Origin of the sequence: Sphingomonas sp. PvP055 (assembly GCF_040546365.1) — a bacterium.
GTDB lineage: Bacteria > Pseudomonadota > Alphaproteobacteria > Sphingomonadales > Sphingomonadaceae > Sphingomonas > Sphingomonas echinoides_A.
The window spans coordinates 1171091-1193997 of sequence record NZ_JBEPNS010000001.1 but is presented as its reverse complement, the minus strand read 5'-3'; the positions used below and the strand labels follow the sequence as shown (position 1 = coordinate 1193997).

Here is a 22907-nt window from a genome sequence, read left to right as displayed (position 1 = left end):
CCCCTCCCGCAAGCGGGTGGGGGGTAAGATTTCGAGGAAAGGTTCATCTCCATGAACGAACTGACCAATTTCGCGAACCCGGTCGTCAAGGCCGAGACCTTCGACCAGATCCAGATCGGCATCGCCAGCCCGGACAAGATCCGCAGCTGGTCGTTCGGTGAGATCAAGAAGCCCGAGACCATCAACTATCGCACGTTCAAGCCCGAGCGTGACGGCCTGTTCTGCGCGCGCATCTTCGGTCCGATCAAGGATTACGAGTGCCTGTGCGGCAAGTACAAGCGCATGAAGTACAAGGGCATCGTCTGCGAGAAGTGCGGCGTCGAAGTCACCGTCTCGAAGGTCCGGCGTGAGCGCATGGGCCACATCGAGCTGGCCGCCCCGGTCGCGCACATCTGGTTCCTCAAGTCGCTGCCTTCGCGCATCGGCTTGCTGCTCGACATGCAGCTGAAGCAGCTCGAGCGCGTGCTGTACTTCGAGGCGTATATCGTGATCGAGCCGGGCCTGACCCCGCTCGAGAAGTACCAGCTGATGACCGAGGACGAGCTCCTCGACGCGCAGGACGAGTATGGCGAAGACGCCTTCTCGGCCGGCATCGGCGCGGAAGCCGTCCGCATCATGCTCCAGGACCTCGATCTCGAAGGCGAGCGCAAGGAGCTGCTCGAAGAGCTCGCGGTCACCAAGTCCGAGCTGAAGCCCAAGAAGATCATCAAGCGGCTCAAGGTCGTCGAGAGCTTCATCGATTCAGGCAACCGCCCGGAGTGGATGATTCTCGAGGTCGTTCCGGTCATTCCGCCCGAGCTGCGCCCGCTGGTGCCGCTGGACGGTGGTCGTTTCGCGACGTCGGATCTGAACGATCTGTATCGCCGCGTGATCAACCGCAACAACCGCTTGAAGCGCCTGATGGAGCTGCGTGCGCCGGACATCATCGTCCGCAACGAGAAGCGCATGCTGCAGGAGGCCGTCGACGCGCTGTTCGACAACGGTCGCCGCGGTCGCACGATCACGGGCGCCAACAAGCGGCCGCTCAAGTCGCTGTCCGACATGCTCAAGGGCAAGCAGGGCCGCTTCCGTCAGAACCTTCTCGGTAAGCGCGTCGACTATTCGGGTCGTTCGGTCATCGTGACCGGGCCTGAGCTCAAGCTGCACCAGTGCGGCCTGCCGAAGAAGATGGCGCTCGAGCTGTTCAAGCCGTTCATCTACGCCCGTCTCGACGCCAAGGGTCTGTCCATGACCCTGAAGCAGGCGAAGAAGTGGGTCGAGAAGGAGCGCAAGGAAGTCTGGGACATCCTCGACGAGGTGATCCGCGAGCATCCCGTGATGCTGAACCGCGCGCCGACGCTTCACCGTCTGGGCATCCAGGCGTTCGAGCCCGTGCTGATCGAGGGCAAGGCGATCCAGCTGCACCCGCTGGTCTGCTCGGCCTTCAACGCCGATTTCGACGGCGATCAGATGGCGGTCCACGTGCCGCTGTCGCTGGAGGCGCAGCTCGAAGCCCGCGTGCTGATGATGTCGACCAACAACATCCTGTCGCCCGCGAACGGCAAGCCAATCATCGTACCGTCGCAGGACATGGTGCTGGGTCTCTATTATCTGTCGATGCTCAAGGAAGGCGAGCCCGGCGAGGGCATGATGATCTCCGACATGCAGGAGGTTCATCACGCGATCGAGGCTGGCGCGGTCACGCTCCACACCAAGATCATCAGCCGCGTCCCGCAGACCGACGAGGACGGCAAGCAGTACCTCAAGCGCTATGAGACCACCCCCGGTCGCATGCTGCTCGGCGAGTGCCTGCCGCAGAACCACAAGGTGCCGTTCGACATCGTCAACCGCCTTCTGACCAAGAAAGATGTCGGCGACGTGATCGACGAGGTCTATCGCCACGCCGGCCAGAAGGACACGGTGCTGTTCGCCGACGCGATCATGTCGCTGGGCTTCAAGCATGCGTTCAAGGCGGGCATTTCGTTCGGCAAGGATGACATGATCATCGCGCCGGACAAGGAAAAGCTGGTCGACGAGACGCGCGATCAAGTGAAGGACTTCGAGCAGCAGTATCAGGACGGCCTGATTACGCAGCAAGAGAAGTACAACAAGGTGATCGACGCCTGGAGCCGTTGCGGCGACCTGGTGGCGAACTCGATGATGAACGAGATCAAGGCGGTTCGGCATTATGACGACGGCCCGATGAAGGGCCGCGAGAAGGACATCAACTCGATCTACATGATGGCCCACTCGGGTGCGCGTGGTTCGCAGGCGCAGATCAAGCAGTTGGCCGGCATGCGCGGCCTGATGGCCAAGCCGTCGGGCGAGATCATCGAAACGCCGATCATCTCGAACTTTAAGGAAGGCCTGACCGTCCTTGAGTACTTCAACTCCACCCACGGTGCCCGTAAGGGTCTCGCGGATACGGCGCTGAAGACCGCGAATTCGGGCTATTTGACGCGACGTCTCGTCGATGTGTCGCAGGATTGCGTCATTATCGAGGAGGATTGCGGCACAACGCGCGCACTTGAGATGCGGGCGATCGTCCAGGGCGGTTCGACCATCGCATCGCTCGGCGAGCGCATCCTTGGCCGCACCACGGCCGAGGACATCGTGGACAGCAAGACCGGCGAGATCGTGATCCCGTCGGGCACGCTGCTCGACGAGCCGATGGTCGCGCGGATCGAGGCGATCGGGACGCAGTCGTGCAAGATCCGCTCGCCGCTGGTCTGCGAGACCAAGATCGGTGTCTGCGGCAAGTGCTACGGGCGCGATCTCGCCCGCGGGACTCCGGTGAACATCGGCGAAGCGGTCGGCGTCATCGCGGCGCAGTCGATTGGTGAGCCGGGCACGCAGCTGACGATGCGTACCTTCCACATCGGTGGTGCAGCACAGCTCAATGAGCAGTCCAACCTGGAGGCAGTGGCCGACGGCACGATGGAATATCGTGATCTTCGCACCATCACCGACCAGCGTGGCCGCCGCGTCGTGCTTAGCCGTTCGGGCGAAATCGCGATCGTCGACATGGACGGCCGCGAGCGCGCGGTGCACCGTATTCCGTACGGCGCCTACGTGCTCTTCGACGATGGCCACATCGTCGAAAAGGGCGATCGTCTGGCGGAGTGGGATCCGTTCACCATGCCGGTGATCACCGAGAACCCCGGCGTCGTGAAGTATGTCGATCTGATCGAGGGCAAGACGCTCGTCGAGCAGGCCGATGAAGCGACGGGTATCTCGCAGCGGGTCGTGATCGAATATCGCGCGACCACCAAGGCCAAGGAGGATCTCCGTCCGCGCCTTACCCTCACGGGTGAAAGCGCCGAGGAAGCCGGTCGGTACATGCTCGTCGCGGGCGCTACGCTCTCGGTCGAGGATGGGGCGACGGTTTCGGGCGGTGACGTTCTGGCCCGTGTCAGCCGTGAAAGCGCCAAGACGCGCGACATCACCGGCGGTCTGCCGCGTGTTGCCGAGCTGTTCGAAGCGCGCAAGCCGAAGGAGAATGCGATCATCGCTAAGGTCTCCGGTCGCGTGGTGTTCGGCAAGGATTACAAGGCGAAGCGCAAGATCGGTATCCAGCCCGAGGACGGCGGTGATGTCGTGGAGTATCTGGTGCCGAAGTCGAAGGTCATCGACGTGCAGGAAGGCGATTACGTCAAGCGCGGCGACAACCTTATCGGCGGCTCGCCTGATCCGCATGACATTCTGGAAGTGCTCGGCATCGAGCCCTTGGCCGAATATCTCGTGTCGGAAATCCAGGAGGTCTATCGTCTCCAGGGCGTGAAGATCAACGACAAGCACATCGAGACGATCGTTCGTCAGATGCTGCAGAAGGTCGAGATCACCGACGGCGGCGACACCACGCTGTTGGCGGGCGAACAGGTCGATCGCGACGAGATGGACGACATCAACTCGAAGATCGACAAGAAGGAGCGTCCTGCTCAGGGCAAGCCTGTCCTGCTCGGCATCACCAAGGCGTCGCTGCAGACCCGCAGCTTCATCTCGGCGGCGTCGTTCCAGGAGACCACCCGAGTCCTCACCGAAGCATCGGTGCAGGGCAAGAAGGACACGCTGACCGGTCTCAAGGAGAACGTCATCGTGGGTCGCCTGATCCCGGCGGGTACAGGTGCGGGGCTAAACCGCCTGCGCGTCACCGCTTCGTCGCGCGATGCGGCGCTGCGGGTCCAGCAGCGGCGTCTCGCCGAGGTTGCGATCGTCGCGCCGAACTCGGCGAAGGAAGAGCATGAGGCAGAGCTCGCGCGGTCCGCGCGCGACTCAGGGGGTGCCGGGAGCGATCCGCTCGCAGCCGTCACCACCAGCGGTCATGGTAGCGACGCCGATGCGGGTGAGTATCTGAACAAGGAGTAATCTCCGCGTTTGGGCACACCGCCTGACATGACAAAAAGCCGTCGACCCGTTCGGGTCGGCGGCTTTTTTTGTACGTCATTGAGATGTCTACGGTTTGGCGGTGCGCAACCTGATATCGCCGCCCCCAGGCCCGCCACAGATACCGCGCACCATACCGCTGCCCCGGGACTGCAAAACCATTTCAGAAATTCGGTATTGTTCATACTTTGGGAGGATCTGCGACCGCGCGGCAGCGTCTTCTGACTTCCGACGCCTTTCTAAGTTATTGTTTAGACTATATTATTTAAGGAATGGTCCGATCCAACGTCGCTATGTCAACGAAATTGGGAATAGATTTATTATTTCTTCTTTGTTACTCAATCGGGGCAAAACAAGGTCACCAGAGCACACCAATGCCGGACCTTTCGTTGGAATGTTGGTTGCCCGGCAACAGCGGGGCGTTTGGCGCTGAGCAGTCTACTGCTGCCGGGCCGGTCTAAGGGGTGGATTTCATGAAGTTTTATACCGGATTGCTAAGCTCGACCATTCTCGCGGGGCTTACCGTCCTGCCCGCAGCGGCGCAGACCGCGCCGGCCGAAGCGCCAGCAGCGACCGCCCAGGCAACAGCACCCGCAGACTCCTCTGACGGCGACATCGTCGTTACCGGACTGCGGGAAAGCCTCCGCAGCGCCATCTCCGTAAAGCGCAAGGCGAACGCCGTCGTCGACGTCATCACGTCAGAGGCGATCGGCAAGTTCCCGGATCGCAACGTCGCAGAATCGCTGTCGCACATCCCGGGCGTCAGCATCGATCGTCGCTTCGGCGAGGGCGAGAAGGTCGCGATCCTCGGTACCGACCCCGCGCTCAACCGCATGCTGCTCGACGGCCACGCGCTCGCCTCTGCCGACTGGGGTGGCAACGACAACGATCCGTCGAGCCGTACCTTCAACTATTCGCTGCTTGCGCCCGAACTGGTCGAGCGGCTCGAAGTCTACAAGTCGCCGGAACCGCGGGTCGAGGAAGGCAGCCTCGGCGGCACCGTTATCGTCCGCACGCGGCGTCCGCTCGACACCCCCGCCAATTCGATCTTCGCGTCGGGCGGCTACACGTACAACGATCGTTCGGACAAGGGGAACATCCGGGGGTCGGGCCTCTACAGCTGGAAGAACAAGTCCGACACCTTCGGCTTCCTCGTCGCCGCGACCTACGACAAGCAGAGCCTGACCCGCGCAGGCGTCGAGTTCTTCGGCTATGACAACGTCGCCCCCAACGCCAATGGCACCTACAGCAGCCCCTTCGTCAACCGCGCCGCCGACGGCACGCTGAGCCTCAAGAGCCCCGGCGCGACGATCAACGGCGGGACGATCTCGGACCTGTACAAGGCCGCATCGCCGTTCGGCATCAACTATGCCTATTTTCAGCAAACCCGCGAGCGCAAGAGCGTGTCCGGCACGGTCCAGTATCGTCCGGTGCAGAACCTGACGCTGACGCTCAACGGCTTGCACATTGACGGCAATTACAACAACTACAGCCAGTCGATGTACACCATCCCAGGCGCGTGGACGGGTGACGTGCTGACCTCGGCGACGATCGCCAACGGCACCGTCACCGGCGCCACGTTCGCAGGCGCGAAGAACCAGAGCGCGCAGCTCGATACGCTCGTCCGCAAGACCAAGCTCAAGACCGACAACATCAACCTGTTTGCGGACTGGGAAGGCTCGGGCGGCGCGAAGATCGCGTTCGCGGGCGGCTGGAGCAAGGCGACCGGCGGGCGCAACCCGGAATATCTGTTCAACGTCCAGACCAAGCTACCTTACAGCTATGCCTTCACGCCGAACTCGGCGACCGTGAACTTCGTCGGCGATCCGACCAACGCTGCGAACTATTTCACCAACCCGAGAAACAACGCCGCGCAGATCGAGGGCCGTCCGGTCATCGTCAACGGCACGCAGCTCAACGGCGCGCAGATCGGCGGACAGGACTTCAGCGTCACGACCGACCGCGACATCTTCGGCGGCTATGACGCGACCATCCCGGTCTCGTTCGGGCCGTTCACCGAAGTGCTGCTCGGGTCGCGCGTCACCGATCACCTCAACCGGATCGACGGCCGCGGCATCAACACCTACCTGACGACGTCGAAGCTCGGATCGCAGCTTGGGGTCACCACGCTCGCGACGCCGGACGGGACGTTCAGCGGTAGCGGCGGCAACGGCAACGCCACGCAATACCTCAACCTGCCGGAACAGTCGGTGATCGACATCCTGGCGAATTCGATCAACACGCCGCTGATCACCAAGGTGGGCGCGACGACGAGCGTCAAGGAAACCGTCGCGGCATCGTACCTGCAGGCGAACTTCAACCAAGGCGGGTTCCGCGGCAACATTGGTGGTCGCCTTGTCTATACGCGCGACGTTTCCAACTATGCGCTGACGCTGCCGACGGTTGCGAACCCGACGCCTGCCCCGGTGCCGACGACCTCGACGACCGATTATCTGAAATTCCTCCCAAGCCTCAACATCGCCTATGAGGCGAGCCAGCAGATCATCTTCCGCGGTGCGGTGGCAAAGGTCATCTCGCGTCCGCGCTACCAGGATCTGGCAGCATCCATCACGCAGAACGACACGACCTTCGACGCTGGCGGCGGCAACCCCGATCTCAAGCCGTACGAATCGGTAAACTACGAACTGACCGCGGAATATTATCCGCGCGCCGGTACGCTGCTGGCGGTCGAGCTGTTCCGCCGAGAGATCTCGAACTATATCATCAACATCCGTCAGCAGAACGTCACGCTGTTCAACTCGCTGACCGGGCAGCTCGACAACCGTTACAACGTCTCGCGGCCGATCAACGGCGGCAAGGCGACGGTCAACGGCGCGCTCGTGTCGGGTCAGGCGGAAATCTGGGGTGGATTCGGGCTTCAGGCGAACTATTCGTATCAGGACAGCAAGACATCCTCGGTCGATGTGACGGGCGCGGCGCTCAACCTGCCGTATCTGTCCAAGCACACCGTCAACGTGATCCCTTATTTCGAGAAGGGTCCGTTCCAGGCGCGGCTGAGCTACAGCTACCGGTCGTCCTACTTCCGCACGATCGGTCGCCTCGGGTCGCGCGAGATGGTCGCGCCGTACAATCAGGTCGACCTTTCGGCGAGCTTCAAGCTCAACGATTCGATCACGTTCACGGCCAACGCGCAGAACCTGCTCGACGAGACGTACTTGCAATATAACGGCACGCCGGATCGCCCGACCGCCTTCTACAAGAACGGCCGGACCTTCGTCGGATCGGTTTCGTTCCGCATGTAAGCCTAACCCTGCCCGTCAGACCGAAACGCCGCCCGAAGACTCTCCGGGCGGCGTTTTTGTGTTGGAGGGGCTTTGCGCGTAGGGAGCGGCAATGGCGCGCCTGATCCTGCTCAACAAACCCTATGACGTCCTGTCGCAATTCACCGATGCCAAATCGCCCAGTCCCAGACCGACACTGTCCACCTACGTCACGGTGCCGGGAGTCTATCCCGCGGGGCGGCTCGACCGCGACAGCGAGGGATTGATGCTGCTGACCGACGATGGCCGTCTGCAGGCGAGGATCGCGGACCCCAAGTTCAAGCTGCCCAAGACCTATCTGATCCAGGTCGAGGGCGACCCGGATGACGCCGCGCTTGCGCCGCTTCGAAAGGGCGTGCTGCTCAAGGACGGAATGACGCTGCCGGCCGAGGTCGAGCGGATCGCCGATCCCGCGTTATGGCCGCGCGATCCGCCGGTACGGTTTCGCAAGAGTGTGCCCGATGGCTGGATCTCGCTGACGATCCGCGAGGGGCGCAACCGGCAGGTGCGGCGCATGACCGCTGCGATGGGGTTTCCAACCTTGCGGCTGGTGCGCTGGCGGATCGGGGAATGGACGATCGAGGGGCTTGCGCCGGGGGAGATGCGGGAGGTTGTTGTTTGAGCGGCGAGGTGGGTTCTCGGTGAGACACCCCCCACCCCCAGCCCCTCCCCTGAAGGGGAAGGGAGATCCTTTTGTCTTCTTAGCCCCTCCCCTTAAGGGGAGGGGTTGGGGTGGGGCCGCAAAGCAAAGCAACCCCCTCAGCAAGCTCACCCAGAAAGCGCCACAGCGCGCTCCCGCAACCGCTCGATCGCAGCCGCATGGATCCCCGGCACGCACGTCACCACCCCGAAAGCCTGCGCCCGCGGCGTGTTGAACGTCAGCCCCTGCCCCAGCGCATCGCTCACGGCCGCCCCCGCTTCGGCTGCGATCAGCACGGCAGCAGCGACATCCCACTCCCAACCCCAGCGCAAGGTCGCGACCAGATCTGCCTCATCCGCCGCGACCATCGCGATCCGAAGCGCAATCGAATTGGGTTTCGCCACCGCGACCAGATCGCGATCGACCTTGGGCAGAGCGTCGGTCGGCACGCGCGATCCGCTAAACACGCGCCGATCGCCGACCGCCAGCCGCATGCCGTTGCCCCACGCCCCCTGCCCCAGTTCAGCGCGAAACACTTGCCCGCGCGCCGCAGCGTCGAGCACGCCGATCACCGGCCGCCCGTTATCGACCAGCGCGATCGACACCGCCCAACCGTCCCGCCCGCGGATATAGTCGCGCGTCCCGTCGATCGGATCGACCACCCACAGCCGCGCGCACGCGAGGCGGTCGGGATTGTCGGCGGTCTCTTCCGAAAGCCATCCTGCGTCCGGCAGAAGCGCCGACAGGCGTTCGCGCAGGAAGGCGTTCACTTCCAGGTCGACCGCACAGACCGGGTCGCCCGGCGCCTTCTCCCAGCGCGCGAAGTCGGTGCGCCACTGACGCAACGCCAGCGCACCCGCGTCGGCGGCAATCGCCGCGACCGCGTCCGCCAGTCCGGGTTCAACCACTGGCGACGGTCATCCCCTCGACCCGCAGCGTCGGGACGTTGGTGCCGTAGCGGAACTCAAGGTCGTTGGCGGGAATGAGGTTACGGTACATTTCCCGCAAATTGCCCGCGATCGTGAATTCGGCGACCGGCCCGGCGATCTTGCCGTCGACGATGCGGAACCCTGCGGCGCCGCGCGAATAATCGCCCGTCACGCCGTTGACGCCCATGCCGATCAGCTCGGTGACATAGACCCCGTTCGCAATGTCCTCGATCAGCGTCTGCACCGGCACCTTGCCCGCGACCATGTGGAGGTTGCTCGGCGAAACACCGGGTCCACCGCCGACACCGCGCGCAGCATGGCCGGTTGGCTCCATCCCCAATTGCCGGGCCGCGGCGCTGTCGAGCAGCCACGTTTCGAGCATCCCGTGCTCGACGATCGCGCACGGGCTGACCGGCAGCCCCTCACCGTCGAACGGACGCGAGCGCAGTCCATGCGGACGATGCGGATCATCCAGCACGGTGACGCCGTCCGAAAATACCTGCGTGCCCAGCGCATCGAGCAGGAAACTCGTCTTGCGCGTAATCGCCGCGCCCGAAATCGCACCCGTCAGATGCCCCAACAGGCTGGATCCGACCCGCGGATCGTACACCACCGGCATCGGCCCGCTCGCCAATCGGCCGGGGTTCACCCGTGCGACCGCGCGTTCGCCCGCCTTGGTCCCGATCGTCTCGGGTGCGTCCAGCGCGCGGCGATGCCGCGTCGAATGATACGCATAATCGCGCACCATTTCGCCCCCGCCCTCGGTCGAACCCGCCAGCACGCTCGCGGAGACGCCATAGCCGGTCGCCGCATAGGCTGCGGCGAAGCCGTGGCTCGTCGCCAGCGCCCAGATCGATCGTGATGCGCTCGCCGAGCCGCCTTCGCTGTTGGTGACGCCGGGCACCGCGCGCGCCGCGTCCTCGGCGGCTTGCGCGACGGCACGCAGGCTTTCAGGCGACGCCTCGCCGCCATCGTCGAGATCGAGCAGCGGGGGGGCGCCACGCATCAACCGTTCCTTGGGCGCCAGCCCGGCCCAGGCATCCTCCGGCGCCTCGCGCGCCATCGCGACTGCACGGTCGACCAGCTCGGCAATCGCGGCCTCCGACAGATCCGAGGTCGAGACGCTGGCCGACCGTTTGCCGACGAACACCCGCAGGCCGAGCTCGGCGCTTTCCGACCGCCCGACATCCTCGAGCGCGCCGAGCCGCACGGAGATGTCGAGCGACATATCGGCGGCATAGACGGCATCGGCGGCGTCGGCTCCGGCGGCGGTGGCACGAGTGACGATAGCGGCGGCGCGGTCCTGCGCCTGATCTGGGGTTAGCATCGCTTGGACTTAAGGCGTCGCACCGCCCGATGCTAGAGCGCTTTCGCTGTTCGTCACCGCGCGCGCCACGCGGATCAGATCGTCGTGCCCACCACCACGCACGCCAGGAACATAAGCAATCCCGCAAAGCGGTTCGACCGAAACCGCGCCAGCGCGCCTGCGCCGTCTTCGGGTCGCAGCGTCGCCACTTGCCACAAGAAATGCAGCGCGACCGGCAGCAGCGCGACGACCGCCAGCCAATCCGGGCGCAACAGCCAGATTGCCGCCGCCCACAACGCCAGTGCCGCCGCGTAGAATGTTGCGACCCCCGCCCGCACATGGCGTCCCATGCGCAAGGCGGACGAGCGCACGCCAATCAGCGCATCGTCCTCGCGGTCCTGAAGTGCATAGATCGTATCATAGCCGACCACCCAGCAAATCGACCCCGCGTACAGCAGCAGCCCGGGCACCGAGAGCGTCCGCGCGATCTCCGCCCATCCGACCAGCGCCGCCCAGGAAAACACCAGCCCGAGCCAGATCTGCGGCCACCAGGTAATTCGCTTCATGAACGGATAGGCGGCCACGGGGGCAAGGCTCGACACCGCGATCACCGCCACGAACCAATGCAGTTGCAGCAGCACGACCAGCCCGATCAGGCACAGCAGCACCAGCCAGATCGCCGCCGCCTTTACCGATACCGCGCCGCTCGCCAGCGGGCGACTGCGGGTGCGCGCGACTTGCCGGTCGAGATCGCGGTCGACGATGTCGTTGAAGACGCATCCCGCGCCACGCATCGCGATGCTCCCGAGCAACAACCACAGGAGCAGATCCCACCGCTCGACCGCCCCCCCGGCCAGCGCGACGCTCCACGCGCCGGGCCAGAACAACAGCCACCATCCGATCGGTCGGTCGAAGCGCGCCAGCAAGGCGAATGGTCGCGCTGCTGTGGGCATCAAGCCGACCATTCCGCGATGTTCGGTATCGGGGGTCAGATGCGGAGCACGGGGATCGGTGGCAGCCATCGGTGTGCCGTAGCGCAAGACGACAGGCCGGGGAAATACGGCACGCCGCTTTTACGCGGGACCGAAACCCGACCGACGCTGCGTCCTATAAAAAAGGCCCCCGTCCCGGAGGGGCGGAGGCCTTTCGAACGTTCTCGAAAGAACGACTTACTTGTTGTCGTCCTTGACGCCGATGGTCGGGACCGAGACCGTTTCCTTCTCGGTCTTCACCTTGGGGACCTCGACGGTCTTCTCGGACGTGCCGACGACCACTTCCTTCGAATCCATGTCGACCTTCGGCAACTCGCCGCCCTTGACCGAAACTTCCGGCAGGGCGCCGCTCTTGGTCACATTCGCACTCCAGAAACCCGTCGCGAACAGCAGGCCGACGACGACGGCGATCACCACGAGGATGATCAGAATGGTGCGGCCAGCGCCGCTGCGCTTTTCGACGACGGGGTCGGTGCGACGGTAATCGGACATGAATTTCTCCCTTTAGAAACGATCGGTGACGATCTGTAATACCGGTGTGGAAACGACACGTACGACGAGTGGTTCCCAGACGCCGACGAACCGCTTGTTCGGAAATGGGATTTACGCCTTGTCCTGAAGGTGATTTTTCCGCGTGGCAGAGAGAAAGGACGTTGACCGGCGTCATTCTGCCTCGCTTTTTGAAGCCGCGTCCGCCACATCATCTCTTTGCATTTGCCTGGCCCCCACCTCAGACAACACGTGCCCGCTGGCCCGGAGAACCCGCTTTTGGTCCATCTTTCCGTTGCGATCGGACGCTTTTTCGAGGCCTTGCTGTGGGCCGTCGCGCGCAGCGTCGGGATGGTCGCCGCTTGGGTCGTATTAGGTACGATCGCCGTCGCGCTGCTCCTGATGCTGGTGCGCGCCGGGATGCGCCGACGCTAGGTCTGTAATACCCGGCCCCAGCGCTTCGGGTGGCGTCCCCTTCGATCCTGCGCTTTGCGCCCCAAGGCAGTCAACGCGATCACCACGATCCCGCCCAATTCCATCACATGGTTGATTTTCGCCCCGGCCCAAGTGCTGCTCAGCACCGCGTCGATATGGTGAAACGACGCGGCCCGGATCCCGACGAACGCAAACAGACTGACCAGCCCGATGGTTGCGGCCATTTCCCATCGCCCGGCGCGGCGCGCGAGCACAGGCAGGGTCGCGCCGCACACCAGCGCTATGACGGCGACCGCGCTAACGAACTGCCGCTGGACGCCCTGACGCGCGTCGTACCACCCCTGTTCCCGCGCGGTGGCGCGTCCGATGTCGGTCAGCAGTGTCTGAAGATCGAGCTGCTTGTTGATCCCAAGGCCCAACAGGACAAATCCTGTTACAATCCAAAACCGCCGCCGTGCACGGGATCTGAAGAATGCGTTTGGTCCTGGTCGCGTCGGGAGACGGTTAGCGTGCCAATTACAGTAACTGATTGCTGCCGCTACAAAATAGAAAAATACTGTCAACCACCCATAAACCGTCGGATCACCGATTGACGGGCTCCAACCATATAGCATGTATTACCCCATAGGTGCGATTCGAGCACATACTACTGCAGCCCTGCCTCGCTGTCCCGGGACGATCTCCGATCCGCGCTGTCATATTCGTCGCGTGCCCTCCTAGCGAGGGCGGTCCGGCCCTACGGACGAACTCGGGCAACGCGCGAGGGAGCGACCGGCCCGATCGACATCGCAAACCCGGCCAGTGCCACCGCCACCCCCGCCGCGCCCCAGATGCTCGCGGTGCCGAAGCGAAGGTACATCACGCTCCCCGCGACCGCGCCGGCGACCAGCCCAAGCCATAGTGCCAGATACGGCACCCATCCCCAGCGCGGGCCGCCCAGCAATGCATCCGCCAGCCGCTGCCCGAACTTGACGAGCGTGCCCGTCATGTAGGTGACACCGATGCTGACTTCGCCTGCGCGCTGGAAGGTGGTGTTCACGCATCCCATCGCAGCCGCCATCAGCGGTGTCGCCCAGCCACCCCAACCATACAGGTCGAGCGCCCCGGACAGCGCGAGCAACCCGCCGACGACCAGCAGGATCACGCGCTTGCGCCACGATCCCGCCGCCGCCGAGATCAGCGTGCCCGCAATCACCCCCCCGACAAACGCCGCCAGCAACGTGATCGCCATGCGCGCGACTTGCGGGTCGACCACCATGCCGACGGCAAGCCGAGTGGAATTTCCGCTCATGAACGACACGAACAGCCCGCCCAGTTTCAAGAACCCGACCGCATCGACATAGCCCGCCACACTCGACGTGCCCGCCGCCAGCACCCAGACCCTTCTGCCGTACCCCGTCATGTGCTTTTCCCCGGCTTTCGACTGCCTGTTTTACAGCGATAGCACGGGAACAGGAACGCAGGGCTTCCGATAGGATCCGCGACACGCGATTGTGTTGCGCGGGCAATCCGCTCTACGAGGCTCCATGCCCGCTACCCCCGCCTGGCCGCCGCAATCCACCCCGCGCCTGTTCGTCGAGCACCCGCTCCTGCCCGGACCGCTGCGCATCGAGGGCGCACAGGCGCATTACCTCGTCACCGTCATGCGAATGAAGGCGGGGGATCCGGTCAAGCTGTTCGACGGCGAATCGGGGGAATGGCTCGGCATCGCCGCCAGCGTCGGCAAGCGCGACCTGATGCTCGATGTCACCGAACGGCTGCGCGAGCGAGAACATGTTCCCGACCTGTGGCTGTGCGCAGCCCCGATCAAGAAGGGCCGGATCGACTGGGTCGCGGAGAAGGCGTGCGAACTCGGCGTCGCGCGGCTGTTGCCAGTGCTGACCCGGCGGACCATCATAGACCGACTGAACGGCGAGCGCCTTCGTGCGCACATGATCGAGGCGGCGGAGCAATGCGGACGAACCGCGGTCCCGGAACTGGCCGAGCCCGTCAAACTCGCCAGCCTGCTACGCGACTGGCCGGCGGACCGGGCGCTCTATTTCGCCGACGAAACCGGCGGGGTGCCGGCGGCGGAAGCAATGCGCACGGGACCAGCGAGCGCCGCGATCCTAATCGGTCCCGAAGGCGGATTCGACGATGCCGAGCGCGACGCGATCCGCGCCGTGCCAAGTGCCGTCGCTATCACGTTGGGCCCCCGGATCTTGCGCGCGGACACCGCCGCCGCTGCTGCAACCGCGCTGTGGATGGCCGCGCGCGGTGATTGGTAGGTGGCGGATCGAAACCTGCTGGCGGGCGGCCTCCCACAGCGCTAAGGCGCGACGATGACGACGCGATCCGACACCATCAAGACCTCGCCTTTGATCGAATCGCGCGACCAGCTCGTCGCGAGTTTCGCAGCCGGGGAAAAGCCGCCCGAACGCTGGCGGATCGGCACCGAGCACGAAAAGTTCGTCTACGCCGACAGCGATCATCATGCGCCAAGCTACACTGAGAAGGGCGGCATCCGCGACCTGCTCGATGCGCTTCAGGCCTATGGCTGGAAGCCGGTCGAGGAGAATGGCAACGTCATCGCCATGTCCGGCAGCGACGGCTCGATCAGCTTGGAGCCCGCCGGCCAGTTCGAACTGTCGGGCGCGCCGCTCGAGAACCTCCACCAGACCTGCGCCGAGACCGGACGTCACCTGGAACAGGTCAAGGCGATCGGCGACAAGTTCGGGATCGGGTTCCTCGGTCTCGGCATGTGGCCGGACAAGACTCGCGCCGAACTGCCGATCATGCCCAAGGGCCGTTATGCGATCATGCTGCGCCACATGCCGCGCGTTGGCAGCATGGGCCTCGACATGATGCTGCGCACCTGCACGATTCAGGTGAACCTCGATTACCAGTCCGAGGCGGACATGGTGCGCAAGTTCCGGGTCGGGCTCGCGCTGCAGCCGCTCGCGACCGCGCTGTTCGCCAATTCGCCCTTCACCGAGGGCAAGCCCAATGGCATGCTGTCCTACCGCAGCCATATCTGGTCGGACACCGACCCGGCGCGCACGGGGATGCTGCCGTTCGTGTTCGAGGACGGCTTTGGTTACGACCGCTACACCGACTATGCGCTCGATGTGCCAATGTACTTCGTCTACCGCGAAGGCCGCTACATCGACGCGGCGGGGCTGTCGTTCCGCGACTTCCTCAAGGGCGAATTGTCGGTCCTGCCGGGCGAGACGCCGACGCTCGACGATTGGAACGACCATCTGTCGACCGCCTTCCCCGAAGTCCGTCTCAAGACGTTCCTCGAAATGCGCGGCGCGGACGGTGGTCCGTGGGGCCGGATCTGTGCCCTGCCTGCTCTGTGGGTTGGCCTGTTGTACGACGATCAGGCGCTGGATGCGGCGTGGGACCTCGTCAAGCACTGGACGATCGAGGAACGGCAGACGCTGCGCGATTCGGTCCCGCGCCTCGGACTCGACGCGCCGATCGCGGGCGGACGGACACTGCGCGACATCGCTGGCGAGGTGCTCGACATTTCGCACGCCGGCCTGACCGCACGCGCGCGGCTCGACGGCGGCGGGAGCAACGAGACGGGTTTCCTCGATCCGCTGCGCGAAGTCGTCCGCACCGGCAAGGTGCCCGCCGAGGTGCTCCTCGAGAAATATCACGGTGCCTGGAACGGCGACGTCTCGCGCGTTTACGAAGACCTGCGCTTCTGAATTACTGCGAAGGATCGTCCGCCGCGGCGATCATGTCGCGGATCGCTTCGGCGATCCGCTGCCATGTTTCCGCGACCGACGGCTGTTCGGGTGTCGCTGCGTCGACTTCCGCCTGTACGACGGCCAATGCGCGCGCGCCGAAGGTATCGATCATGACGGCGGCCATCGCCTCGGTCTTTCCCGGCGCCTGCGCTGCCGTGGACTCGCCGGTCGCATCGGAGCCGACGGCTCCCGTCTCGGCATTCGTCCCCCCGAATTCGCCCATAGGCATGGCGCGACACTCCCAGCAAAGCGGTGCACTCTTGGATACCCGCCGGACCGGCACTGTACCATAGCGCAAAAGGATCAATTAGGGCATTGAATCTGCACCCAAGATTTATGGACGTGATGAACCTGCAAAGTTTTCTCGACTCTGCCGCGCCGACCGCCCACGTGCTGACTGACCTGACGGGAACCTATCTCTCGGTCGATGATGCCTATTGCGAGGTCCTTGGGCGCGATCGACGCGAACTGATCGGGAAGGTTGCCGTCCAGTTCACCAACCCCGTGGAACAGGCGCGGCACACCGCGGTGGTCGAGTGGATGCGGCAAACCGGCGACCCGGTCACGCTGACGAAGAGCTACGTTCGATCGGACGGAAAGCTCAGGCGTGTGCAGAATCATGCATCGGTCATATCGGACGGCATCGGCCCGCGCCGGCTCATCGCGACGGTTCGGTGCCTGATCGATACCGCCCCGATCGGGACGCTCGAAACCGATTTTCTGACGGTCTCGCGAATGCTTCGCGCACGCCGCAGCCGGATCGAAACGTTCGGGCCTGACCGCTTTGCGGGCCTCAAATGGGATGTCGCGCTCGCCTGCTTCAAGCTCGAATGCGCGGCCCCCCGCGTGACCGTCGGCGAGTTGTGTCGCGAGATCGGTCTCGACCTGTCTTCGGGGACATTGCTGGTGCTGGAGATGGTTGCACGCGGCGATCTCGATATCGAGCGGGCGGGACAAGGTTTGGAGGATTCGTCGATTCGTATGGCGCTGACGCTGCAGAACGATCTCCGAAGCTATCTCGCGCGGTATGGCGGGCCGCCCAGCCGGTGCGACTGAGCGGCACCGTACGCGTCACCCGCGCAGCATCTTGATGATCGCGGAAAAATCCAGGCCGCCCTGCCCGGCGTCCGCGAACCGCTGGTAGAGGTCCGCCGCCTTCGCGCCCATTGGCGTGTTCGCATCCGCGTCTTTCGCCGCTTCCGCCGCGAGCTTGAGATCCTTGAGCATCAGCGCGGTCGCGAAACCGCCCTGATAATCGTGGTCGGCGGGTGTTTCCGGTCCGACCCCCGGCACCGGGCAATAGCGCGTCATCGACCAGCTTTGCCCCGACGAGACGCTGGAGATGTCGTAGAAGGTCTGTGCGTCGAGTCCGAGCTTCTCAGCCAGCAGGAACGCTTCGCACGTCGCGACCATCGTCGCCCCAAGCAGCATGTTGTTGGCGATCTTGGCCGCCTGGCCAGTGCCGTTGCCGCCGGCGTGGATCACCGCCTGCCCCATTGCCTCCAGGACCGTTTTGGCCTTGGCGAAGCCCGCGTCGGTCCCGCCGACCATGAAGGTCAGCGTGCCGGCATTGGCCGCGCCGATCCCGCCCGACACGGGCGCGTCGACGGCGGTGATGCCGTTGGCGAGCGCAAGCGCGGCAACGTGCTTGGCGGTGGCGACGTCGATCGTCGAGCAATCGATCAAAATCGTCGCGGGCGAGACGTGCGCGGAGAACAGTTCGGCATAGACGGCCTCGACGTGGCGACCGGCGGGGAGCATCGTGACGATCGCTTCAGCCCCATCCGCTGCCGCGGTGGCGGACCCTACGGGCAAACAGCCTGCCGCCTTCGCGCGGTCGAGCGCCTCCGCCGACAGATCGAACGCGCGGACGTCATGCCCCGCCTTCGCGAGGTTCGCGGCCATTCCGCCGCCCATGTTGCCGAGCCCGATGAATGCGATGCGTGCCATGTCTCTTGTTCCTTCCTCCCCTCCCGCTTGCGGGAGGGGACTGAGGGGTGGGCGCCCGGTTGCCATGATCCACTCCACCTCCAGCCGGGAGCCCACCCCCGGCCCCTCCCGCAAGCGGGAGGGGAGGCAGAAGTTCTATCGTCCCGTCCACACCCCTTGGCGCTTCTCCACGAAGGCGCTCATGCCTTCGCTTTGGTCCTCGGTCCCGAACAACGCGTGGAACAGGCGGCGTTCGAACTGGACGCCCATGCTCAGGCTGGTTTCGAACGCGGCGTTGACCATTTCCTTGTTCGCCAGCACCGCGAGCGGGGCCATGCCCGCGATCGTCGCGGCGACCTTGACCGCTTCCTCGACCAGATCGGCGGCGGGGATCACGCGCGAGGCGAGCCCGGCGCGTTCGGCTTCGTCCGCATCCATCATGCGTCCGGTGAGGCACATCTCCATCGCCTTGGCCTTGCCGACCGCGCGCGTCAGCCGCTGCGAGCCGCCCATGCCCGGCGAGACCGCGAGCTTGATCTCGGGCTGGCCGAACTTTGCGCTGTCGGCGGCGAGGATGAAGTCGCACATCATCGCGAGCTCGCACCCGCCGCCGAGCGCATAACCCGCGACCGCCGCGATGATCGGCTTGCGCCTGCGGGTGAAGCGGTCCCACCCGGCAAAGAAGTCATGCGCGTACATGTCGGCGAAGCCCTGCGCCTGCATCTCCTTGATGTCCGCCCCCGCCGCGAACGCCTTCTCGCTGCCGGTGATGACCGCGCAGCCCTGCGACGGATCCGCATCGAACGCCGCCATGGCTGCGAGCAAGTCGGCGAGGATCTGGCTGTTGAGCGCGTTGAGCGCCTTGGGGCGGTTGAGCGTGATCAGCGTGACGCGGTCGCGCTGTTCGACGAGGATCGTTTCGTACGTCATGCCGGGGTCCATTCATCGGCTGGAGAGAGAGGCGCAAAGATCTGGTCGATCACGTGATCGGTCACGTCCTCCGGGGTTGCCGGGTCCCAGCGCGGGGCATTGTCCTTGTCGACGATCACCGCGCGGACGCCTTCGAGGAAATCGCGCCGCTGCACGACGCGCGAGCCGATCGCATATTCCTGCCGCATCTCGTCCTCGAAGGTCGCCATCATCTTGCCCTCGTGGAGCAGGCGGAGCGACACCTTCATCGTCTGCGGCGACTTGGTCCTAAGCGTGGCGAGCTGCTGCGTCGCCCATTCCCCGCCATCGGCCTCAAGCGCCGCGTAGATGTCCTCGAGCGCGTCGGAAGCGAACAGCCGGTCGATCGCCTCGCGCTGCGCAAGGATCTTCGCGTCCTGCGGGGTCTCGCTGAGCGCGTCGAGCGTCGCCGCGATCGCCTGCGGGTCGGCAGCGATCCGTGCCTTGGCATCGTCGAGCGCCGCGCTCGGCACGTAATGCGTCGCAAGACCAAGTGCGCGGCACTCCGCCCCGTCGAGCCGGTGCCCGGTCAGCGCGAGATATTGCCCGATCCGCCCGGGCAGTCGCGACAGATACCAGCCGCCACCGACGTCGGGGAACAGGCCGATCCCGGTCTCGGGCATCGCGAATTTGGTGTTCTCGGTCGCCACGCGGAAATCGCACGGGCAGGCGATCCCCACGCCGCCGCCCATCGTGATCCCGTCCATGAACGCGACCGTTGGCTTGGCATAAGTGAACAGCCGATGGTTGAGCCGATATTCGGTATGAAAGAACGCCCGCGCCGCCACGCCATCCGCCGCGCCGCTTTCCGCGAGCATCCGGATGTCGCCACCCGCGCAGAAGCCCCTGCCCTCGGCGTGGTCGAGCAGCACCGCCTCGATCGCGGGGTCGGCACGCCACGCGTCGAGCGCATCGAGCATCGCAGTGCACATGTCGGTGGTCAGCGCATGAAGCGCCTTCGGGCGGTTGAGCCGGATCCGGCCGACAGGCCCTTCAAACGAGGTCAGGACGTCGCTGGTCATGCACGGTCTCTCATCACTGTCTTCGTGTCTTTGTGGCTTCGTGCGCGAAGACTCTTTCTCGCACAAAGCCACAAAGCCCCGAAGAGGAAGGGGCTTCGCTTCGCGGGATTACTGGCGCGTCAGTTCGCGCCCGATGATCATCCGCATCACCTGATTGGTCCCTTCGAGGATCGAATGCACCCTGAGGTCGCGCCAGAAGCGTTCGATCGGGTAATCCATCAGATAGCCGTAGCCGCCATGCAACTGGAGCGCTCGGTCGGCGACCAGCGAGCCGGTGTCGGTCGACAACCGCTTCGCCATCGCCGCGAACTTGGTCTTGTCGGGCGCGTTCGCCGTGACCTTGGCCGCCGCCATGTACAGCAGCGCGCGCGCCGCCTCGAGGTCGGTCGCCATGTCCGCGAGCATGAACTGGGTATTCTGGAAATCGCCGATCGCCTTGCCGAACTGCTTGCGATCCTTGGTGTAGCCGATCGATTCATCGAGGCACCGCTGGGCGCCCCCGAGCGAACATGCGCCGATGTTGAGCCGCCCGCCGTCGAGCCCCATCATCGCGATGCGGAACCCCTCGCCCTCCCCACCCACAAGGTTATCCACAGGGACATGCACATCCTCGAACACCACTTGCGCGGTCGGTTGCGAGTGCCAGCCGAGCTTGCGCTCGTTCGCGCCGAAGCTGACGCCGGGCATGTCCTTCTCGATCACGAGGCACGAAATGCCCTTGGGGCCGTCCTCACCGGTGCGGACCATCGTGACGTAAACTTCGTTCTCACCGCCGCCCGAGATGAACTGCTTGGTGCCGTTGACGACATAATGATCGCCATCCCGGACCGCGCGGGTCTTGAGCGCGGCGGCGTCCGAGCCCGAGCCCGGCTCGGTCAGACAGTAACTGGCAATCCGGTCCATCGTGACGAGCGACGGGAGGTACTTGTCCTTCACCCCCTGCCCGCCGAACCGGTCGATCATCCAGCTCGCCATGTTGTGGATCGAGATGAACGCCGAGGTCGACGGGCAGCCATAGGCCATCGCCTCCATGATCAACGCCGCTTCGAGCCGCCCGAGGTTGATCCCGCCCGATTCCTCGGAAACGTAGATCGACGCGAAGCCCAGCTCCGCCGCCGCCTTGATCGTGTCGCGCGGGAAGATGTGCTTCTCGTCCCACTCCGCCGCGAACGGGGTGATCCGGTCGGCGGTAAAGCGGCGCGCGAGCTCCTGGATCTCGCGCTGATCGTCGGTGAGGTCGAACTGGTCGGTCATGATAGGCCTTTTGGTATCGGGTCGCAGAGCAGACGCGGGCTCAGCCCATCGTCGGAATCACAAACGCATTTGCGCCGTCGCCGACGCCGCCATCGGGCCAGCGTTGCGTCACGGTCTTGACCTTCGTCCAGAACTTGACGCCTTCCATGCCGTGCTGGTTGGTATCGCCGAACGCGCTGCGCTTCCACCCGCCGAACGTGTGATAGGCGACCGGCACCGGGATCGGAACGTTGATCCCGACCATCCCGACATTGACCCGCGCCGCGAATTCGCGCGCCGCATGGCCGTTGCGCGTGAAGATCGCGACGCCGTTGCCGTACTGATGCTCGCTCGGAAGCCGGACGGCGTCCTCGAAGTCATTGGCGCGGACGATCTGCAGGACCGGCCCGAAGATCTCTTCCTTGTACGATTCCATCGACGGGGTGACATGGTCGAACAGCGACGGCCCGATGAAGAACCCCTTCTCATGCCCCTGCAGTTCGAACCCGCGCCCGTCGACGACCAGCTCCGCGCCCTCGTCGACGCCGGTCTGGATCCACTGTTCGATGCGCGCGCGGTGCGCGGCGTTGACGACCGGACCGTAATGCGCATCCTTGTCGGTCGAGACCCCGACCCGCAGCGCGGCGATCGCGGGGATCAGTTTCTCGCGCAGCGCGATCGCGGTCTTCTCGCCGACCGGCACCACGACCGGCAACGCCATGCAGCGCTCGCCGGCCGAGCCGAATGCCGCACCCGACAGATCCGCGACGACCTGATCGAGATCCGCATCGGGCATGACGATCCCATGGTTCTTCGCCCCGCCCATCGCCTGGACGCGCTTCCCCGCGGCGACGCCGCGCTTGTAGACGTAATGCGCGATGTCGGACGAGCCGACGAAGCTCACCGCGCTGATCGCGGGATGATCGAGGATCGCGTCGACCATTTCCTTGTCGCCATGGACGACCTGGAGAATGCCCTCGGGCAAACCCGCCTCGCGGAACAGCTCGGCGAGCCGGACCGGGACCGAAGGGTCACGCTCGGAGGGCTTGAGGATGAACGCGTTGCCCGTCGCGATCGCGACGCCCGACATCCACAGCGGGATCATCGCGGGGAAGTTGAACGGGGTGATCCCCGCACCGATCCCGAGCGGCTGGCGCATCGAATAGACGTCGATCCCCGGCCCCGCGCCCTGGGTGTACTCGCCCTTGAGCACATGCGGGATACCGCAGCAGAATTCGATCACCTCGAGCCCGCGCTGGATATCGCCCTTCGAGTCCGCGATCACCTTGCCGTGCTCGGATGACAGCAGCTCGGCGAGCTCGTCCATATGCAGTTCGACCAGCCGCTTGAACTCGAACATCACGCGCGCACGGCGCTGCGGGTTGGTCGCGGCCCAGCCCGGCTGCGCCTTTTGCGCGGCGGCAATCGCCGTATCGAGGTCGGCCTGCGTGCCGAGCGTCACCGTCGCCTGGACCTGCCCGGTGTTGGGGTCGAACACGTCACCGGTCCGGGTCGCGCCACCAGCTGCCCCGCCATTCGCGAGCCCGGCGATATGATGATCGATAATCCGCATGGCATCCTCTTCGCTTGTTTCGCTGGCCTGT

Annotated in this window: 19 protein-coding genes; 7 read left to right on the top strand and 12 right to left on the bottom strand. The window is 64.8% G+C overall.

Annotation, left to right across the window (positions count from 1 at the left end; translation table 11 throughout):
* Positions 1 to 51: 51 nt before the first annotated feature.
* The 3 genes from rpoC to ABIC16_RS05820 all read left to right on the top strand — a co-directional run bounded on the left by rpoC (position 52) and on the right by ABIC16_RS05820 (position 8265).
* Positions 52 to 4344: a DNA-directed RNA polymerase subunit beta' gene (gene rpoC, locus ABIC16_RS05830; RefSeq protein WP_354290390.1), complete on the top strand. Its 4293-nt coding sequence runs from the start codon at positions 52 to 54 to the stop codon at positions 4342 to 4344.
* Positions 4345 to 4835: 491 nt separating this feature from the next.
* The gene (locus tag ABIC16_RS05825; protein WP_354290389.1) at positions 4836 to 7625 is read left to right on the top strand and encodes a TonB-dependent receptor; all 2790 of its coding nucleotides are present in this window, start codon (positions 4836 to 4838) and stop codon (positions 7623 to 7625) included.
* A gap of 91 nt (positions 7626 to 7716) precedes the next feature.
* Positions 7717 to 8265 carry a pseudouridine synthase gene (locus tag ABIC16_RS05820; RefSeq protein WP_354290388.1) on the top strand — a complete coding sequence of 183 codons (549 nt, stop codon included), beginning with the start codon at positions 7717 to 7719 and terminating at the stop codon, positions 8263 to 8265.
* A 146-nt stretch (positions 8266 to 8411) separates the two neighbouring features.
* Here the strand turns inward: ABIC16_RS05820 and ABIC16_RS05815 are convergent, their stop codons facing one another.
* The 4 genes from ABIC16_RS05815 to ABIC16_RS05800 form a co-directional block, all read right to left on the bottom strand.
* Complete coding sequence (locus ABIC16_RS05815; protein WP_354290387.1) at positions 8412 to 9191, bottom strand: 3'(2'),5'-bisphosphate nucleotidase CysQ; 780 nt, start codon at positions 9189 to 9191, stop codon at positions 8412 to 8414.
* The gene (locus ABIC16_RS05810) at positions 9184 to 10539 is read right to left on the bottom strand and encodes a TldD/PmbA family protein (RefSeq protein ID WP_354290386.1); all 1356 of its coding nucleotides are present in this window, start codon (positions 10537 to 10539) and stop codon (positions 9184 to 9186) included. Before ABIC16_RS05810 ends, ABIC16_RS05815 begins: the two co-directional genes overlap by 8 nt.
* A gap of 74 nt (positions 10540 to 10613) precedes the next feature.
* The gene (gene ubiA, locus ABIC16_RS05805) at positions 10614 to 11540 is read right to left on the bottom strand and encodes a 4-hydroxybenzoate octaprenyltransferase (protein ID WP_354290385.1); all 927 of its coding nucleotides are present in this window, start codon (positions 11538 to 11540) and stop codon (positions 10614 to 10616) included.
* Positions 11541 to 11687: 147 nt separating this feature from the next.
* On the bottom strand, positions 11688 to 12002 hold the full coding sequence (locus ABIC16_RS05800; RefSeq protein WP_277971512.1) for a hypothetical protein: 315 nt from the start codon (positions 12000 to 12002) through the stop codon (positions 11688 to 11690).
* Positions 12003 to 12278: 276 nt separating this feature from the next.
* Here ABIC16_RS05800 and ABIC16_RS05795 point away from each other — a divergent pair, with 276 nt between their 5' ends.
* A complete protein-coding gene (locus ABIC16_RS05795; protein ID WP_354290384.1) occupies positions 12279 to 12434 on the top strand; it encodes a hypothetical protein in 156 nt (51 codons plus the stop codon).
* Here ABIC16_RS05795 and ABIC16_RS05790 read toward each other — a convergent pair.
* On the bottom strand, positions 12431 to 12853 hold the full coding sequence (locus ABIC16_RS05790) for a hypothetical protein (protein WP_354290383.1): 423 nt from the start codon (positions 12851 to 12853) through the stop codon (positions 12431 to 12433). The genes ABIC16_RS05795 and ABIC16_RS05790 overlap by 4 nt on opposite strands.
* A 317-nt stretch (positions 12854 to 13170) precedes the next feature.
* Positions 13171 to 13836, bottom strand: a complete 666-nt coding sequence (locus ABIC16_RS05785; RefSeq protein WP_354290382.1) for a YoaK family protein — start codon at positions 13834 to 13836, stop codon at positions 13171 to 13173.
* Positions 13837 to 13960: 124 nt separating this feature from the next.
* Here ABIC16_RS05785 and ABIC16_RS05780 point away from each other — a divergent pair, with 124 nt between their 5' ends.
* Together ABIC16_RS05780 and ABIC16_RS05775 are read left to right on the top strand one after the other, a co-directional pair.
* Entirely contained in the window at positions 13961 to 14701 is a 741-nt protein-coding gene (locus ABIC16_RS05780) for a 16S rRNA (uracil(1498)-N(3))-methyltransferase (protein ID WP_354290381.1), read from the top strand.
* 54 nt (positions 14702 to 14755) lie between these two features.
* A complete protein-coding gene (locus tag ABIC16_RS05775) occupies positions 14756 to 16129 on the top strand; it encodes a glutamate--cysteine ligase (RefSeq protein ID WP_354290380.1) in 1374 nt (457 codons plus the stop codon).
* A gap of 1 nt (position 16130) precedes the next feature.
* Here ABIC16_RS05775 and ABIC16_RS05770 read toward each other — a convergent pair whose 3' ends face one another.
* Positions 16131 to 16400, bottom strand: coding sequence for a hypothetical protein (locus ABIC16_RS05770; protein WP_277970208.1), 270 nt, complete (start codon positions 16398 to 16400; stop codon positions 16131 to 16133).
* 116 nt (positions 16401 to 16516) lie between these two features.
* On the opposite strand from ABIC16_RS05770, the gene ABIC16_RS05765 reads away from it, so the two are divergent.
* Complete coding sequence (locus tag ABIC16_RS05765) at positions 16517 to 17227, top strand: PAS domain-containing protein (RefSeq protein ID WP_354292266.1); 711 nt, start codon at positions 16517 to 16519, stop codon at positions 17225 to 17227.
* Between the two features lie 15 nt (positions 17228 to 17242).
* Here ABIC16_RS05765 and mmsB read toward each other — a convergent pair whose 3' ends face one another.
* The 5 genes from mmsB to ABIC16_RS05740 all read right to left on the bottom strand — a co-directional run bounded on the left by mmsB (position 17243) and on the right by ABIC16_RS05740 (position 22876).
* On the bottom strand, positions 17243 to 18121 hold the full coding sequence (gene mmsB, locus ABIC16_RS05760) for a 3-hydroxyisobutyrate dehydrogenase (protein WP_354290379.1): 879 nt from the start codon (positions 18119 to 18121) through the stop codon (positions 17243 to 17245).
* Positions 18122 to 18256: 135 nt separating this feature from the next.
* Positions 18257 to 19030: an enoyl-CoA hydratase gene (locus tag ABIC16_RS05755; protein WP_354290378.1), complete on the bottom strand. Its 774-nt coding sequence runs from the start codon at positions 19028 to 19030 to the stop codon at positions 18257 to 18259.
* Complete coding sequence (locus ABIC16_RS05750; protein ID WP_354290377.1) at positions 19027 to 20070, bottom strand: enoyl-CoA hydratase/isomerase family protein; 1044 nt, start codon at positions 20068 to 20070, stop codon at positions 19027 to 19029. Before ABIC16_RS05750 ends, ABIC16_RS05755 begins: the two co-directional genes overlap by 4 nt.
* Before the next feature lie 108 nt (positions 20071 to 20178).
* Complete coding sequence (locus ABIC16_RS05745) at positions 20179 to 21324, bottom strand: acyl-CoA dehydrogenase family protein (RefSeq protein WP_354290376.1); 1146 nt, start codon at positions 21322 to 21324, stop codon at positions 20179 to 20181.
* 40 nt (positions 21325 to 21364) lie between these two features.
* Positions 21365 to 22876, bottom strand: a complete 1512-nt coding sequence (locus tag ABIC16_RS05740) for a CoA-acylating methylmalonate-semialdehyde dehydrogenase (protein WP_354290375.1) — start codon at positions 22874 to 22876, stop codon at positions 21365 to 21367.
* Positions 22877 to 22907: the final 31 nt, after the last annotated feature.

What these genes read in the sequence shown, in the direction of transcription:
- rpoC (WP_354290390.1), top strand. Translation starts at nt 52, where the DNA reads ATGAACGAACTGACCAATTTCGCGAACCCGGTCGTCAAGGCCGAGACC.
- ABIC16_RS05825 (WP_354290389.1), top strand. Translation starts at nt 4,836, where the DNA reads ATGAAGTTTTATACCGGATTGCTAAGCTCGACCATTCTCGCGGGGCTT.
- ABIC16_RS05820 (WP_354290388.1), top strand. Translation starts at nt 7,717, where the DNA reads ATGGCGCGCCTGATCCTGCTCAACAAACCCTATGACGTCCTGTCGCAA.
- ABIC16_RS05810 (WP_354290386.1), bottom strand. Translation starts at nt 10,539, where the DNA reads ATGCTAACCCCAGATCAGGCGCAGGACCGCGCCGCCGCTATCGTCACT.
- ubiA (WP_354290385.1), bottom strand. Translation starts at nt 11,540, where the DNA reads ATGGCTGCCACCGATCCCCGTGCTCCGCATCTGACCCCCGATACCGAA.
- ABIC16_RS05800 (WP_277971512.1), bottom strand. Translation starts at nt 12,002, where the DNA reads ATGTCCGATTACCGTCGCACCGACCCCGTCGTCGAAAAGCGCAGCGGC.
- ABIC16_RS05785 (WP_354290382.1), bottom strand. Translation starts at nt 13,836, where the DNA reads ATGACGGGGTACGGCAGAAGGGTCTGGGTGCTGGCGGCGGGCACGTCG.
- ABIC16_RS05780 (WP_354290381.1), top strand. Translation starts at nt 13,961, where the DNA reads ATGCCCGCTACCCCCGCCTGGCCGCCGCAATCCACCCCGCGCCTGTTC.
- ABIC16_RS05775 (WP_354290380.1), top strand. Translation starts at nt 14,756, where the DNA reads ATGACGACGCGATCCGACACCATCAAGACCTCGCCTTTGATCGAATCG.
- ABIC16_RS05770 (WP_277970208.1), bottom strand. Translation starts at nt 16,400, where the DNA reads ATGCCTATGGGCGAATTCGGGGGGACGAATGCCGAGACGGGAGCCGTC.
- ABIC16_RS05765 (WP_354292266.1), top strand. Translation starts at nt 16,517, where the DNA reads ATGAACCTGCAAAGTTTTCTCGACTCTGCCGCGCCGACCGCCCACGTG.
- mmsB (WP_354290379.1), bottom strand. Translation starts at nt 18,121, where the DNA reads ATGGCACGCATCGCATTCATCGGGCTCGGCAACATGGGCGGCGGAATG.
- ABIC16_RS05755 (WP_354290378.1), bottom strand. Translation starts at nt 19,030, where the DNA reads ATGACGTACGAAACGATCCTCGTCGAACAGCGCGACCGCGTCACGCTG.
- ABIC16_RS05750 (WP_354290377.1), bottom strand. Translation starts at nt 20,070, where the DNA reads ATGACCAGCGACGTCCTGACCTCGTTTGAAGGGCCTGTCGGCCGGATC.
- ABIC16_RS05745 (WP_354290376.1), bottom strand. Translation starts at nt 21,324, where the DNA reads ATGACCGACCAGTTCGACCTCACCGACGATCAGCGCGAGATCCAGGAG.
- ABIC16_RS05740 (WP_354290375.1), bottom strand. Translation starts at nt 22,876, where the DNA reads ATGCGGATTATCGATCATCATATCGCCGGGCTCGCGAATGGCGGGGCA.